We start from the raw sequence: 15657 nt of genomic DNA on the forward strand, positions 1-15657 counted from the left end.
CACTTTCAATCACTTGCTTACGCAAGGACTGAAAGACCTTATCCATCTCCTCAGGCGTCATCTTTTCTTTTACGATGGCTTGAGCTAATTCAGTTATTTTGTCGTTATCCATGTCAATACTCTCATCCTATCTATAGGTTATAAGATTAATTAAATATCGACATTTACACAAAGGATTTTATAGTCTCTTATATGGTGATACATTAGGACCGGTACAGAGGGTTCCACTAAGTTCATTTGATAAGTTGCTCCAGCCAGCGTCTGTAGCTGTTAATTGTTAGTTTCCCAACTTTATCCAAGGTAAATCGTTCATCATCGATAACAAATTGATAACCCGCCTCACCCATTTGTGATCTGAGTTCGGGAGAGGTGATGAGTTTCTCTAACGCCTTTCTAAAGGCTGAAATATCCTGTAAAGGTACTAAAAAGCCACTGACTCCTGGTTTAATCATTTCAGGAATACCGGTTACCTCATAGCCTACTGTTGGCAGCTTAGCTGCACCGGCTTCAGCAAAAACCGTACCAGACGCTTCAGTGTGCGAGGCGAGTGCAAAAACATCAAAATCACCCAGCAGAGCAGGGACATCATTGCGCCGACCGAGTAAATGCACTTGTGCGTCTATATCTAAGTCTTGAACTTGTTGTTTTAAATTGTTTAAGGCTTGACCATCACCAACGATGACTAAGTGTAATAGTCGATGCTGTTTAATTAAGGGCGCCATGGCTTCAATTAGCTCATCCATGTGCTTTTCTTTGCGAAGAACAGCCACGCTGCCCACAATAATGGCGGATTTATCTAAGTTTAGTTCTTTACGTAGTATTGGCTCAGGTAATGGCTTAGGTAAATTGACCGGAGGGCCGATTACGTCAATGTGCTCAGGCATAACGCCTTTATTGATTAGCATTTGTCGTACGAACTGACTTGGCGTGATTACTCGATGCGGAATGATGTTGTAGGAAAGCAAAGAACCGATAGGCTTGGCTAAGTGACGTGTCCGTACAATTAGCGGTATCCTCGCTAAACGTGCCGCTAGGCCTGCGAGGATCGTGTCTTGACGACTATTGGTGTTGACCACATCATAAGCTTTGTTACGCATTAATTTTCTCATTGAGAAAACGGCCGGCCAACCGCGTATGCCCTTGCGGATATCAACGGTATGAACTTCGAAACCGTCATCTCTTAAGTGACTAACCAATTCTGCGTTCGGCATACATAAAGCTTCTACATGATGCCCGTTTTCACGCAACTTTAACATGAGTCGATGAATGTAACGCTCTTGGCCGCCGTAGGCATTGGCATGCTCTGTAAAAAGAATTTTCAGGGGTCGTTGTGAAGACATAAAATTTCCTTTTTAAGCTTTAAACTGATTGATCCAATACTGGGTGGATTGGTCCAGATTTACGTGTTTTTCTTGTTTAGTCTTTCCAACACTTAAAAGCTCATAAATATCATCCGCCAGGACCTTACCTAATTCCACACCCCATTGGTCAAAAGGGTTAAGCCCCCAAACTACTGCTTCTACAAAGACTTTATGTTCGTACATGGCAAGAAGTGCGCCAAGAGAGAAGGGTGTTAATTGGGGCAAGACAATCAGGTTGGAGGGTCTACCACCGGGTTGCTTGCGATGTTGGGCTAACCAGCGAGCTTTATCAGGCTCCATGCCCTTACTTAGATTTTCATTTTCTGCCTGAGTAGTTGATTTGCCGTGTAACAAAGCTTGGCGTTGAGCTAAACAATGGGCTAATAGCTTTTTATGGTGCTGCTGCCACTGGTGATCGGCTTCTTTACAAACGATAAAATCGACCGGTGAACCTTCGCTACTTTGGTGCAGCCATTGGAAGAAAGTGTGTTGTGCGTCGGTGCCAGGCATACCCCAAACTACAGGACCCGTTGGAACTTTGATGTCTCTACCTTGGTGGTCGACGGATTTGCCTAGCGACTCCATCTCTAATTGTTGTAGATAGGGGATTAAATAGCTAAGTCTGGAATCATAAACTGCTAAGTTGCGAGAACCATAGCCAAGCACGCTTCGATTGGCTAACTCTGCTAAAGCTAATTGAATTGGCGCATTTTCTTCAAACGGTGCATTGAGGAAATGTCGGTCCATCGCATGAGCGCCACTTTGTAGTCCGGCCAATACGCTTGAGCCTACGGTTAAGCCGGCAGCTACGCCGACAGCTGACCAAAGTGAAAAACGACCACCAACCCAATCCCAGAAGCGGTAAACATTGTGTCTGGGAATGCCCGAAGCCTCTGCTACCTCAGGATTGGCAGTTACGGCAATCATATTGTTGCCGGCATTGACTCCTGCTGCTTCAAACCATTCACGAGCGCGAGCGGCATTTTCCATGGTTTCAGCGGTACGGAAAGATTTAGTAGCGACAACTACTAGTGTATCGTGGGGGTCTAGGCCTGCCAATCCACCTTCGATTGCGTGGCCATCAATATTGGATACAAAACGGATTTGACGCCACGAACCAGCATAACCAAAAGCTTGAGTGGCTAAGCGTACGCCCCAATCACTACCACCTATGCCAATATGGACAATATTGCGCCAGCGGCGATCGTTATCTACGCGACGCACTAGTTCCAGCACGCGTAGACGCTCACTTTGTACCTCATTCAAGGGTTGTGGTTGGCGCAACATAGTATGCCAAGCTGCTCGGTCCTCAGTGGTGTTAAGATGTTCGCCGTCAAATAAAGCTTGTCTTAAGGTGTTTAGCTGTCTGGCTTTTAGCAAGTCTTGACCAGCCTGGTTTAACTCGGTAGAGCTACGTTGCGCGCTTAGATCAATACTTAAGCCTGCGGCATCGAGAATTACAGTCTGCTCACAGTTAATCTTGGCACTTAAGACGGATTGTTTAAACTGCTCCCATTGAGGCAGTTGGTCCAAAGGCTCAAGCTGTTTTAATACATCGTGCTTCATAAAAAGTTTTAGTACCGGGTTAATTGAGGGTAAATAGCTTTACTTAATGTTCTCTGATTTTATATTATAATCCGAGAATTAAAAGTTAAATTAGCGGATTTGATAAGTACATTGATATTTTAAAGGATAAAAATGAACCCTGTTCGTAAAGCCGTATTTCCTGTCGCCGGGTTAGGTACCCGCTTCTTGCCAGCAACTAAGGCTATGCCAAAAGAAATGTTGCCAGTTGTGGATAAACCTTTGATTCAATATGCGGTAGAAGAAGCAGTTAAGTCAGGTATTACTGATTTAATCTTTATTACAGGCCGTCATAAGCGTTCCATTGAGGACCATTTTGACTATATGCCTGAGCTTGAACACGAGTTGGAGCAAAAGGGTAAAGAGGAGTTACTTGGAATTGTTCGCGGTATTTTACCAAGTAATGTGAATTGTATTTATATCCGTCAGCCAGCACCTCTGGGTTTAGGGCATGCAGTATTGTGCGCAGAGCCGGTCGTGGGTAATGAACCATTTGCGGTATTGCTGGCCGATGACTTGATTGATGCCGATGTACCGGTAACACAGCAATTAATTGATGTGGCTCATGCTTTTGGTGGTAGTGTTTTAGGCACCCAAGTGGTGCCACGAGAGGACACTAAAAAGTACGGTATTATTGCCGGTCCATTGGTTGGCGATAGCGTACGGCGAGTGGAGCAGATTGTCGAAAAACCTGCACCTGAAGATGCACCATCTACCTCTGCAGTTGTGGGGCGTTATATTTTAGAGCCGGAGATCTTTGAGCATCTGAGACACACTCAAAAGGGTGCCGGTAATGAAATACAGTTAACCGACGGAATTGCAGCAATGTTGCAAAGTCGTAAGGTCTTTGGTTTTGATTATGATGGCGTACGTTATGACTGTGGCTCCAAAGAGGGTTTCTTCCGAGCCAATATTGCTTTAGGTCAAAAGTATCACGGACTAACGTTTGAAGACTAGCTATTAGGATGAGTATTTTAGATCGTTTGATTTCTCAACTTGCACTTGAGCAGGTCGATGAGATGCGCTACGTAGGTCGTAGTACAGATATCTTTCTTTCGGGTCGAGTCTTTGGTGGTCAGGTCTTGGGTCAGGCATTGATGGCAGCTAATTACACGACGCCGGATGATCGCTTTGCGCATTCGATGCACGCTTACTTTGTGCGAGCAGCCGATGCTTCATTACCTATTGAGTATGTTGTCGAAAATATCCGCGATGGTGGCAGTTTTTCTGTGCGTCGGGTGAGCGCCAGTCAGCAAGGTAAGTTTATTTTTACGTTGTCCTGCAGCTATCAGACAATAGAAAGCGGTTTAGAGCATCAAGTGATGATGCCGGCGGCTCCTGCACCTGAGGACTGTGTCTTAGAGCAGGATATACAGCAGGAATTAGTCGAAAAAATCGGTGTGACCAAGTGGAATGCCCGCCTCAAGCGTGAGCGACCGCTGGAGGTGCGTTTAGTACATCCGGAGTTGCAGTTGGAGCTTGGTCATCATGAGCCTAAAACGATGTATTGGATTAGAACCAATGGCGTGATGCCGGACGATCAGCGTTTACATCAGGGCATGTTGGCCTATGTCTCAGATTTTTATCTAATGAGTACGGCATTATTGCCACATGCTCGTCGACATTTTGACCCGGATATGCAAATGGCAAGTCTCGATCATGCACAATGGTTTCATCGTCCTATCAATATGAATGAGTGGGTGCTGTATGTCGCTGAGTCCACTTCTGCTCAGGCTGCACGCGGTTTAGTGCATGGTACGTTCTTTAATCAGGCAGGCGAATTAATTTCCAGTGCAGCCCAAGAGGGGCTAATGAGGCAGCGGATAATTAAGTGAGTTCACAGAATTGTCATTTAATTTTGCTAGACTCATCCGTCTAATTCCATTAAGCTATTTACATTGTACTTAACGTTTTTTTACCTAAGCTTATTTTTAAAGACAAACTTAGGTACTTGTCAAAAGTTTCCGCTTGGAGGTTTAGCTTAAACACGTATGATCGGTGTTCTGATTATTTTATTTTTAATTTTGGTCAATGGCGTTTTTGCCATGTCCGAAATTGCCCTTGTATCAGCAAAGCGCATGCGCTTACAGCAGCAAGCAGATCAAGGTGATGCATCTGCGGCTGCCGCCCTTATTTTAGTAGATAATCCCAGTCGTTCTCTATCTACCATCCAGATTGGTATCACGCTAATCGGCATCTTTATGGGTGCCTTTGGTGAGGCATCGATTGTTACTCATTTAGCCCCGGTGTTCGAGGGGATAGGCCTTAGCGAGCAAACCGCTAGAGCCGTAGCCATGTCTTTGGTCGTGTTGGGTATCACTTTCTTTTCCTTGATTTTTGGTGAGTTAGTGCCAAAGCGTGTGGCCATGAATCACGCTGAGGGCATTGCCACCTTTGTTGCCCGCCCGATGACTATTCTATCCAAAGTGATGGCACCTTTTGTGTGGGTTTTATCCGTGGTGACGGATTTGGTCTTACGAGTCTTACGTGTCGACAGCAAAGATGACCAGCTGACCGAAGAGGATATCAGCGGTATTTTAAAAGAGGGCGCGACCGCCGGTCTATTTGAAAAGACAGAGCATGATATTGTTACTCGTGCGCTTAGCTTGGATGATCAAAGTGCGCTGACCATCATGACGCCGCGCAATGATATTGCTTATATTGATTTACAAAACCCGCTTAATGAGACCTTGCTCTACATCGCGGATAGCAGTTATTCGCGTTTTCCGGTTTGTGATGGTGGGTTGGATAATATCATTGGCGTGATTGATGCCGGTACACTTTTCGAGCAGCAAATCCGCGGTCAGGCGATCGATATCCGGGCACTGGTGACACCCGCCCGTTTCGTTCCTGAAACCAACTCTGCCATGGATATTCTGGAGTCATTTCAGGAGTATCGTTCGGAGATGCTGATCGTTATTAATGAGTATGGCGAGGTCGAGGGCTTAGTGACTTTGCGTGATGTGCTTAAGGTCCTGGTTGGCTATAAGATTCCTATGCATGATGACGGAGAGCTTGAAATTGTGCAGCGTAAGGACGGCTCGTGGCTGATCGATGGCGGAGTGACTCTTGACCGTTTTAATGAGCTGTTTCAAGTGGATTTAAAATTCCCGGATCATGAGGATAATTACCATACCTTGGCCGGATTTATTCTCAATCAGTTGGGTCGAATCCCTTCAGAAGCTGAGAGTCTCGAATGGAGCGGCTTCTATTTTGAAGTTGTCGATATGGACAAATATCGTATTGACCGGTTGTTAGTCAGAGGCCCTGAATACGCTGAGAGCACGACCGACGAGGCGTAGCACATCTCAGGTTTAGCTTTAAAAGCCTACGTTATGCAGACCAATGACATTGGTGCGTACGTAGGCTTTTTTTATATTTCTTCTAATGATTCTAAGCCGTGTAAATCATTAATTACCACACTGCGATATTGCAATTCGATAAAACCCGCAGCGGTCAGTTTTTTTAGTGCACCGTTAGTGCGCTGTCTGGAAACGCGTGCTAAATAACCGATTTCTTCTTGGGTGATATTTAATTGGCGATTATAGTTATCATCAGCGTAGTTGGGCATACGTACCAATTCGGCAATGCAACGAGCCACTCGAATGTCGGCATTAAACAAGCGATCAGACTCAATACGACCGATAAACTGCCCCATCCGGTGATTGAATTGATCTAATAAGAAGCGGTTGAAGGTAATGCTATTGTCCAATAGCCAGAAAAAAGTATCCACCGGCATTTTAGCGATTTGGCTGTCACGTAATGTGACCAAATCATAGCGTCTGGGCTCATGTTTCAATAAAGCGCCTTCACCTACCCAACCTCCCGGCGGTACGCCGGTTAAGGAAGCCAGTTTGCCGTCGGCGGTGCCAACGGAGATACGTACTAACCCTTCGATAACACCAATCCAATGGCGTGATGGGTCACCCTTTCTTGCAATGAATGACCCTGATGGGTGCTCTTGTAAAAGAGTCTCATCAATGACGCGCTGCTGCTGTTCAGCAGTCAAAATGGTGAACCAAGGAGTCGTAGATAGACGTGTTTTAAGCATCAGTACTTTCCCTAAAATCTGGTTAAATGTCACTATGGGAACAATTAGATTACATTTAAAAGCATATATTTTCAATGTGATTATTACAAATAGTAAATTTTTAATCGTGTGTCTAAGCCATAATTAGCACATTTAAAATAATTAAAAGCACCATATTAAGGAGACAATTAGATATGGTCACTCAGCAAAATACGGCAGATACTTTTGCCAAGTTGCTTTTAAAGCATGCCAAGGAGCGTCCTACGCAGCCGGCTATGCGCGAGAAGGACTTAGGTATTTGGCAGACCATCTCTTGGGCGGAGATGGCTGATGAAGTGCAAAGTCTCGCTCATGGTTTTATTACCCTTGGTGTTCAAAGAGGTCAGCACGTTGCGATCGTCGGTGAAAATCGTCCTCGTCTGTACATGAGCATGATGGCAGCACAGAGTTTAGGCGCTATTCCGGTACCTATGTATCAGGATGCCGTGGCACAAGAGATGGTTTATGTCCTCAAGGATGCGGAAGTCAGTGTTGTGGTAGTGGAGGATCAGGAGCAGGCAGATAAGATGCTGGAAGTGCAGGAGCAGTTACCTCTTTTACGCCATGTTATTTACGATGATCCTCGCGGTATGCGTAATTACAGCGAAGATATATTGACAGCATATACCGACTTCTTAGCGCAAGGTAAAGCTCACCGCCAACAGCACCCTGATCTATTTATGCAGCACGTGGAGTCCATACGTGCCGATGATACGGCAGCTATGTTTTATACCTCAGGTACGACCGGCAATCCTAAGGGTGTGGTGTTGACTCATCATGCGCTGATTGATCGTGCCGCAGTGATTGAGCGTTTAGAAAACTTAACAGCAAAAGAGGATGTGCTAGCTTATCTACCACCTGCGTGGATTGGTCAAAATATGTTCTCTTATACCCAGTTCTTGGTGACCGGCTTTACGGTGAATCATCCCGAGTCGCCGGAGACGGTGTCTATCGATATGCACGATGTGGGTCCGACCTATTATTTTTCACCACCGCGTGTCTTAGAAGAGCTCTTGACGACTGTCAGTATTCGCATGGAAGATGCGGGTCGCTTTAAAAAGTGGTTGTACAAATACTTTATGGGCGTCGCCACCAAAACCGGTCTGCGTATTTTCGATAAGGAATCGGTAGGATTCAAAGACCGCCTGTTATATGGATTGGGCAACTTCTTTATTTATGCACCGTTACGTAATGCACTTGGAATGAATCGTATCAAGGTAGCGTATACGGCGGGTGAGGCGATTGGTCCCGATCTTTTCCGTTTTTATCGTTCGATCGGGGTCAATTTAAAGCAGCTTTATGGTTCAACTGAAACATCCGTGTTTGTCTGTGTGCAAAAAGATGGTCACGTCGAGGCAGATACCGTAGGTCCGGCATGTGAAGGTGTCGAGTTGCGTATCGTTGAGAGTGGTGAGCTACAGATTAAAAGCCCCGGTTTATTCCGTGAGTACTACAAAAACCCTGAGTCAACCGCCGAGTCCTTTACCGAGGATGGTTGGTATCACACAGGTGACGCAGGTATTTTGACTGAAGATGGTCAATTAAAAATTATTGACCGTGCCAAGGATGTTGGCAAACTCAACGATGGTCGTATGTTTGCGCCGAAGTATATGGAAAATAAGCTTAAGTTTTTCCCATTTATTAAAGAAGCGGTTGTTTTTGGGGCCAATAAAGACTACTGCACCGGCTTCATTAATATCGACTTAGAAGCGGTAGCTAACTGGGCTGAGCGTCGTAGTTTAGCCTATGCAGGTTATACCGATTTGGCCTCTAAAAAAGAGGTTTATGCATTGATCAAAGAGTGCGTTGAAGAGGCCAATGCAGATGTCGCGAGAGACGAGCAATTATCCGGTTTACAACTTCATCGTTTCTTAATTTTACATAAAGAACTGGATCCCGATGACGGTGAATTAACACGTACACGTAAGGTGCGTCGTAACTTCATTGTTGAAAAGTATGGTGTATTAATTGATGCTCTTTTTGAGGGCAAACCCAGCCAATACATCGAAACTGAAGTGCGTTATGAAGATGGTCGCATCGGTAAAATCAGTGCTGATCTTAAGATTGAATCAGCCAAAGTGGTTGCAGTATAAGGGAGCGATAAAATGCAGCATCAGCGTAACATTGGTGAGGTTATCCTAGACCTAGATAGCATTTCGCTTTCTTTTGGTGGGGTAAAAGCGCTAACAAATATTTCTTTTGATATTAGAGAGCATGAGATCCGCGCGATTATCGGTCCTAATGGTGCCGGTAAGAGTTCGATGCTTAACGTGATTAATGGGGTGTATACACCTCAAGAGGGCAAAATCACACTGGACGGTGTGGTTTTCGAAAAAATGACGCCGCGTCGTGCGGCCACTAGAGGTATCGGTCGAACTTTCCAAAACTTGGCCTTGTTTAAGGGCATGAGTGTGTTGGATAACATCATGACAGGCCGTAACCTACGTATAAAAAGCAATATTCTTTCTCAGGCGTTCCGCATTTTTGGCGCTGAAAAAGAAGAAACTCAGCATCGTGAATTTGTTGAAAATATCATTGATTTCTTAGAGATTCAGGCCTATCGCAAGGTGCCTGTCGGGCGCTTACCTTATGGTTTACAGAAGCGTGTTGACTTGGGTCGTGCCTTAGCAATGGAGCCAAGACTCCTACTATTGGACGAACCGATGGCAGGTATGAACATTGAGGAAAAACAGGATATGTCGCGTTTTATTCTTGACGTCAATGATGAATTCGGTACGACCATTGTCTTAATTGAGCATGACATGGGTGTTGTGATGGATATTTCTGATCGTGTGGTCGTTCTGGACTACGGTAAGAAAATCGGTGACGGTACGCCTAGCGAGGTACGCAATAACGAGGAAGTTATTCGTGCTTATCTTGGTGCAGAAGCGTAGGGAGGAGCCAACATGTCTTATTTATTAGAAACTCTGTTTGGCGGCCTCATGAGTGGCATGATGTACGCCTTAATCGGTTTAGGCTTTGTTCTTATTTTTAAGGCCTCCGGTGTATTTAACTTCGCCCAAGGGGCCATGGTGTTGGTCGCTGCCTTATCAATGGCGCGTTTTTCAGCTTGGTTACCACAATGGCTGGGTTTTGAGAGTCTGATTCTGGCTAATGTCTTAGCCTTTATCATCAGCGCCATCTTGATGATTATCTTTGCGATTGCTATTGAACGGTTGGTGTTGCGACACTTGGTTAATCAGGAAGCAACGACTTTGTTGATGGCGACCTTAGGGATTAGTTATTTCTTAGATGGTTTTGGTCAAACTCTCTTCGGTAGTGCGATGTATACCATTGATGTGGGTATGCCCAAAGATCCTTTGTTTGTCTTGGACCAGGTGTTTGAGGGCGGTATATTATTGAGTCTCGAAGACTTGACTGCCGCTGTGATTGCTGCGGCTTTAGTGGCGGTCTTAGCTTTATTCTTCCAATTTACACCGACCGGTCGTGCGTTGCGTGCCGTCGCAGACGATCATCAAGCGGCTCAATCTATCGGTATTCCATTAAATAGAATTTGGATCATTGTATGGGCCGTTGCCGGACTGGTTGCGCTCGTGGCAGGTATTATCTGGGGGTCCAAGTTCGGTGTGTCCTTCACGCTGTCAACAGCCGCGTTACGCGCGTTGCCGGTCGTTATCTTGGGCGGTTTAACCTCTGTTCCGGGAGCGATTGTTGCCGGTTTAATTATTGGTGTCGGTGAGAAGCTTTCAGAAGCTTATTTAGGTCCCTTCTTGGGTGGTGGTATCGAAAATTGGTTCGCTTACGTACTCGCTTTAGTGTTCTTGTTATTTAGACCACAAGGGTTATTTGGCGAAAAAATTATCGACCGTGTTTAGTTAGGGCCTAAGGAGTATACAACATGTTTTACCGTGAAAATGGTCAGTTTAAAACCAGTTATAGAGCAGATCAGCAGATTTTTCCGATTCGACAGGACCGCATTGCGATTTTGTTAATCATTGCCTTTGCTCTAATCATTGTGCCGCTATTTGCTTCGAATTATTTCTTAAGTGCGATTTTAATTCCTTTTTTAATTTTGTCATTAGCAGCCATTGGATTAAATGTCCTCGTTGGTTACTGTGGACAGATTTCTTTAGGTAGTGGCGCATTTATGGCAGTGGGTGCCTATGTAGCTTGGAACTTTGGTGTACGGATTCCGGAGCTTCCCTTGATTGTCCAACTATTGATTGGTGGTTTTGGGGCAATGCTGTTCGGTATTCTGTTCGGTATTCCGAGCTTAAGAATCCGTGGTCTTTATTTGGCAGTTGCGACCCTTGCAGCACAGTTTTTTGTTGATTGGTTGTTCTTAAGAATCCCTTTCTTCACTAATTACTCAGCATCGGGCAGCGTGTCTGTGGGTCGTTTAGACTTTTTTGGCTTACCGGTGCAAACGCCAATACAAAAGTACATTTTTGTTTTGTTGATTGTTATCGCCTTAGCCATATTAGTTAAAAACTTAGTGCGTGGTGCGATTGGTCGTGAATGGATGGCGATTCGTGATATGGACGTTGCTGCCTCTGTGATTGGTATTCGTCCGATGTACGCTAAGTTAAGTGCATTTGCTGTGAGCTCTTTCATTATCGGTATTGCCGGCGGTTTGTGGGGCTATATCCACTTAGGTTCTTGGGAGCCGTTAGCGTTTGACTTGAATCGTTCACTACAGCTTTTATTCATGGTGATTATTGGTGGTCTGGGTTCGATTTCAGGTAGCTTCTTTGGTGCTGCGTTTATTGTGTTGTTACCGATTTTCTTAGCGCGAGTGCCTGAACTATTTGGCCTAAATATTCCGGTCGATACAGCAGCACATATTGAACACATGATTTTTGGTTCGTTAATCGTGTTTTTCCTGATTGTGGAACCTCATGGATTAGCTAGATTATGGGCGATTGCACGAGAAAAACTAAGAATCTGGCCATTCCCACACTAATCGCAAAAAAGTGATAAACAGCTACGTTAAGAAGAGCGAAATTAAAACTAAAAAAGAGATATATCTTATTAAAACAATGACTTCATTGATAGGAGACAAAGATGAAGAAAACTATTGTAAAAACATTAGCTGCCTCTATGCTGGTTGCGGGTACTTTCGGTGTCAATGCCGCCCTTAAAGCGCAAACTGCAGAGCAATATGTGCCGCTGCTGACTTACCGTACCGGTTCCTTTGCGCCTTTGGGGATTGCTTGGGGTGACGGTAAAATTGACTACCTTGAATTGGTCAATGCACAAGGCGGTATCAATGGCGTAAAGATTCGCTTTGAGGAGTGTGAAACAGCATACGCCACAGACCGTGGTGTGGAGTGCTATGAGCGTATGAAGCATGCTCATGGCGGTGCCGCTGCTTTCGATACACAGTCAACCGGTATTACCTTCGCCGTAACAGATAGAGCGCCTGATGACAAGGTGGTTGTGCAAACGACTGGCTATGGGCTTTCACAGTCAGCCGCCGGAGCCTACTTTGAGTGGAACTTCCCATTATTAGGCCACTACTGGACTGCTGCTGATGTCGCGATTCAGCATATTGCTGAGGGTATGGGCGGACTCGATGGCTTAAAAGGTAAGAAAATTGCACTTGTTTATCATGACTCACCTTATGGTAAAGAGCCGATTCTTTTATTACAAAAGCGTGCTGAAGCTCATGGCTTTGAATTACAGCTTTACCCGGTCACTGCCCCGGGCGTTGAGCAAAAGTCAACGTGGTTGCAGATTCGTCAACGTCGTCCCGATCATGTGATCCTATGGAGTGCGGGTGTGATGACGCCGACCGCTATTCGTGAGGCTCAAGCAACAGGTTATCCACGTGACAAAATCATTGCTATTTGGTGGGCCGGTTCTGAAAATGACGTCAAAGACATTGCTCAAGTGGCAAAAGGCTATAAGACCATCACCTTACACAACTCCGTGGGTAAGGATTTTGGGGTATATAAACTGCTAGAAGATGAGGTTTATGCTAAGGGTAAGGGCGTGGGCAAAGGTAATGATACCTATGGCACCATTGCTTATAACCGAGGCATGATGATTTCTTTTCTAACAACAGAAGCTATCCGTACGGCTCAAGAAAAGTACGGTGTCGGTCAGCATATGACGCCGGAGCAGATTCGTTGGGGTTTTGAAAACCTCAATATTGATGATGCGCGCTTAGAAGAAACCGGTATGGCGGGTATGGTGCGTCCGGTGCATACGACATGTGAAGATCACGTGGGTGGTGACTGGGCTCGCATTGCACAATGGAACGGTTCAGAGTGGGATGTTATCTCTGATTGGATGCAAGCAGATCAGGAGTTTGTTGCGCCAATCGTAAAAGAAGAAGCCGAGAAGTATGCTGCCGCTAAAGGCATGACTCCTCGTGATTGCTCTACCGTAGAGTAATTTAACGTTAGTTAACAGTAGTTGGAGGTTGTTATGCAAAGCCAAGTAATACAAGAGAGCCAAAAGACCGTTGCGGTAGTACCTGAAAATGACATCATATTGGATGTTAACGGCATCGAGGTTATTTATAACCACGTTATTTTGGTGTTGAGAGGGGTTTCTCTCGCTGTACCCAAAGGGAAAATAGTGGCTTTACTGGGTGCTAACGGTGCCGGTAAAACGACTACTTTGCGTGCGATCTCCAACTTGTTAAAAAGTGAACGCGGAGAGGTCACCAAGGGTAGCATCACTTATAAGGGTGAAGAAATCCAAAATTTAACCCCCGCTGATTTGGTCAAGCGTGGGGTTATTCAGGTGATGGAAGGGCGTCACTGCTTTGAGCATTTAACCATTGAAGAAAATCTACTAACCGGTGCGTATACTCGCAACATGAGTCGGGGTGATTTAGATGCCAGTCTAGAGATGGTGTATCAATATTTCCCCCGACTTAAGACACGGCGAGCCAGTCAAGCCGGCTATACCTCTGGCGGTGAGCAGCAAATGGCAGCGATTGGGCGAGCGCTGATGGCCAATCCGGAGATGATTTTATTAGATGAACCTTCGATGGGTTTAGCACCACAAATTGTTGTTGAGATTTTTGAAATCGTTCGGGATTTAAATACGCGCGAGGGGGTAAGTTTTTTATTAGCTGAACAAAACACGAATGTGGCACTACGTTACTCAGATTATGGCTATATCTTGGAGAGTGGCCGGGTGATGCTCGATGGGTCAGCAGAAGAGCTTTTAAATAATGATGACGTAAAAGAATTCTATCTAGGTATTGAGAGTGGTGATCGCAAGAGTTTTCGCGAGGGCAAGTTTTATCGCCGACGTAAACGCTGGTTAGCCTAAAGGAGGGGCGATATATGGATAGTACAGTTAGGCAACGCAACAAAGAAAGTGCTTCGCCCTATTACAGCACACGTGAAATAAGAACAGAGGAAGAAAGAGAGTTTGAGCTGTTTGCTCAACTACGCCATAATCTGCGTGCGTTAATATCAACCACGCCGCGTTTGGCTGAACAGCTCGACGGTATCGATATTAGTCAGATACAGTCGCGAGAGGATTTAGCGGCAATCCCGGTTGTTCGAAAGTCTACTTTAATGTGCCAACAACATAAATTGCGTGGTGCTGAGGAAGTTGGGACGGGTGTATTTGGTGGTTTTACCGATATTTCTTGGGGGCAGGTCGCACGAGTGTATGCTTCACCCGGTCCGATTTATGAGCTAGATACGAATCGCCCTGACTATTGGCGTATGGCTCAAGCCCTATATGCTGCCGGGATACGACCAACTATGTTGGTACATAATTGTTTTTCTTATCATTTTACCCCCGCCGGTAATATGCTTGAAAGTGGTGCATTAGCCCTTGGTTGCTCTGTATTTCCGGGTGGGATCGGGCAGACCGAGCTGCAGGTGAGAACAATGCTGGATCTACGGCCACAGGCCTATACCGGGACCCCCAGTTTTTTAAAAATTATTCTTGAAAAGGCAGAGGAGTTAGGTGAGAAGATAGATAGTCTGAAGTATGCGGTCTTAACCGGGGAGGCAGTTACCCCGACGATGCAAGCGTGGCTTGCGGAAAGGGGGATTGATGGTTATCAGTGTTATGGTACGGCGGATTTAGGATTAATAGCTTATGAAACAAATGCGCGTGATGGTCTAGTGGTCAGTGAAGATATTATTGTCGAAATTGTACGCCCGGGTACGAATGAAGCAGTCGCCGTTGGTGAGGTTGGTGAACTCGTTGTCACAACGCTCAATCCGGACTATCCTCTGTTGCGTTTTGGGACCGGTGATATGTCGATGATTCTCAGTGGGCCTTCGCCATGTGGGCGGACTAATATTCGTATCAAAGGCTGGATGGGTCGAGCCGACCAGAGCGTCAAGGTGCGAGGTATGTTTGTCCATCCGGAGCAGGTGGCCGAACTCAGTAAGCGCTTAGATGGAGTAGTTAAAGCGCGCATGATTGCCGATGGCAAGGTGGGTAGTGACAATCTCACGCTTCAGCTTGAGCGTGCGGACAATGCAGATGAGGCTTGGCTTGCTAAAGCAGCAACAGTTGCTCGCGAAGTAGTCAAACTGCGTGTTGCCATTGAGGTTGTGCCGGTTGGCTCTTTGCCAAATGATGGGACAGTGATTCAAGATAGTAGGGATTACGAATAGGTAGTTCAATGCAGTTAAACGACACATGGCAAGAAATTTACTTTCTTGCCATGTGTTTGTGGACCGCACTGAAGCTATC

The 15657-nt window shown here is 45.5% G+C and carries 13 protein-coding genes; 10 read left to right on the forward strand and 3 right to left on the reverse strand.

The features are described from left to right. Positions 1-233: 233 nt before the first annotated feature. Together B092_RS0110045 and pgi are read right to left on the reverse strand one after the other, a co-directional pair. Positions 234-1340, reverse strand: coding sequence for a glycosyltransferase (locus B092_RS0110045; RefSeq protein WP_018575108.1), 1107 nt, complete (start codon positions 1338-1340; stop codon positions 234-236). Positions 1341-1352: 12 nt separating this feature from the next. After that, positions 1353-2927: a glucose-6-phosphate isomerase gene (gene pgi, locus B092_RS0110050; protein WP_018575109.1), complete on the reverse strand. Its 1575-nt coding sequence runs from the start codon at positions 2925-2927 to the stop codon at positions 1353-1355. A 132-nt stretch (positions 2928-3059) separates the two neighbouring features. Here pgi and galU point away from each other — a divergent pair, with 132 nt between their 5' ends. The 3 genes from galU to B092_RS0110065 all read left to right on the forward strand — a co-directional run bounded on the left by galU (position 3060) and on the right by B092_RS0110065 (position 6247). Beyond that, entirely contained in the window at positions 3060-3902 is an 843-nt protein-coding gene (gene galU, locus B092_RS0110055; RefSeq protein ID WP_018575110.1) for a UTP--glucose-1-phosphate uridylyltransferase GalU, read from the forward strand. A gap of 8 nt (positions 3903-3910) precedes the next feature. Beyond that, on the forward strand, positions 3911-4780 hold the full coding sequence (locus tag B092_RS0110060) for an acyl-CoA thioesterase (RefSeq protein ID WP_018575111.1): 870 nt from the start codon (positions 3911-3913) through the stop codon (positions 4778-4780). Between the two features lie 156 nt (positions 4781-4936). After that, a complete protein-coding gene (locus B092_RS0110065; RefSeq protein ID WP_018575112.1) occupies positions 4937-6247 on the forward strand; it encodes a hemolysin family protein in 1311 nt (436 codons plus the stop codon). Between the two features lie 71 nt (positions 6248-6318). On the opposite strand, the gene B092_RS0110070 is transcribed toward B092_RS0110065, so the two are convergent. Next, positions 6319-6996: a Crp/Fnr family transcriptional regulator gene (locus B092_RS0110070; RefSeq protein ID WP_018575113.1), complete on the reverse strand. Its 678-nt coding sequence runs from the start codon at positions 6994-6996 to the stop codon at positions 6319-6321. A 173-nt stretch (positions 6997-7169) separates the two neighbouring features. Between B092_RS0110070 and B092_RS0110075 the strand changes: the two genes are divergently transcribed. From B092_RS0110075 to B092_RS0110105, 7 genes are all read left to right on the forward strand, one after another. Beyond that, the gene (locus tag B092_RS0110075) at positions 7170-9107 is read left to right on the forward strand and encodes an AMP-dependent synthetase/ligase (protein WP_018575114.1); all 1938 of its coding nucleotides are present in this window, start codon (positions 7170-7172) and stop codon (positions 9105-9107) included. A gap of 12 nt (positions 9108-9119) precedes the next feature. Next, a complete protein-coding gene (locus tag B092_RS0110080; RefSeq protein ID WP_018575115.1) occupies positions 9120-9908 on the forward strand; it encodes an ABC transporter ATP-binding protein in 789 nt (262 codons plus the stop codon). A 12-nt stretch (positions 9909-9920) separates the two neighbouring features. Next, a complete protein-coding gene (locus B092_RS0110085; RefSeq protein WP_018575116.1) occupies positions 9921-10850 on the forward strand; it encodes a branched-chain amino acid ABC transporter permease in 930 nt (309 codons plus the stop codon). A 23-nt stretch (positions 10851-10873) separates the two neighbouring features. Beyond that, positions 10874-11938, forward strand: coding sequence for a branched-chain amino acid ABC transporter permease (locus tag B092_RS0110090; RefSeq protein ID WP_018575117.1), 1065 nt, complete (start codon positions 10874-10876; stop codon positions 11936-11938). Positions 11939-12039: 101 nt separating this feature from the next. Then, positions 12040-13374 (forward strand): ABC transporter substrate-binding protein, encoded by a 1335-nt coding sequence (locus B092_RS0110095; protein ID WP_018575118.1) that lies wholly within the window; start codon positions 12040-12042, stop codon positions 13372-13374. Between the two features lie 33 nt (positions 13375-13407). Next, the gene (locus tag B092_RS0110100; RefSeq protein ID WP_018575119.1) at positions 13408-14265 is read left to right on the forward strand and encodes an ABC transporter ATP-binding protein; all 858 of its coding nucleotides are present in this window, start codon (positions 13408-13410) and stop codon (positions 14263-14265) included. Positions 14266-14279: 14 nt separating this feature from the next. Then, the gene (locus tag B092_RS0110105; protein WP_018575120.1) at positions 14280-15578 is read left to right on the forward strand and encodes a phenylacetate--CoA ligase family protein; all 1299 of its coding nucleotides are present in this window, start codon (positions 14280-14282) and stop codon (positions 15576-15578) included. Positions 15579-15657 lie beyond the last annotated feature (79 nt).

The organism is Oligella ureolytica DSM 18253 (assembly GCF_000373745.1).
In the GTDB taxonomy this organism is placed as follows: Bacteria; Pseudomonadota; Gammaproteobacteria; order Burkholderiales; family Burkholderiaceae_B; genus Oligella; species Oligella ureolytica.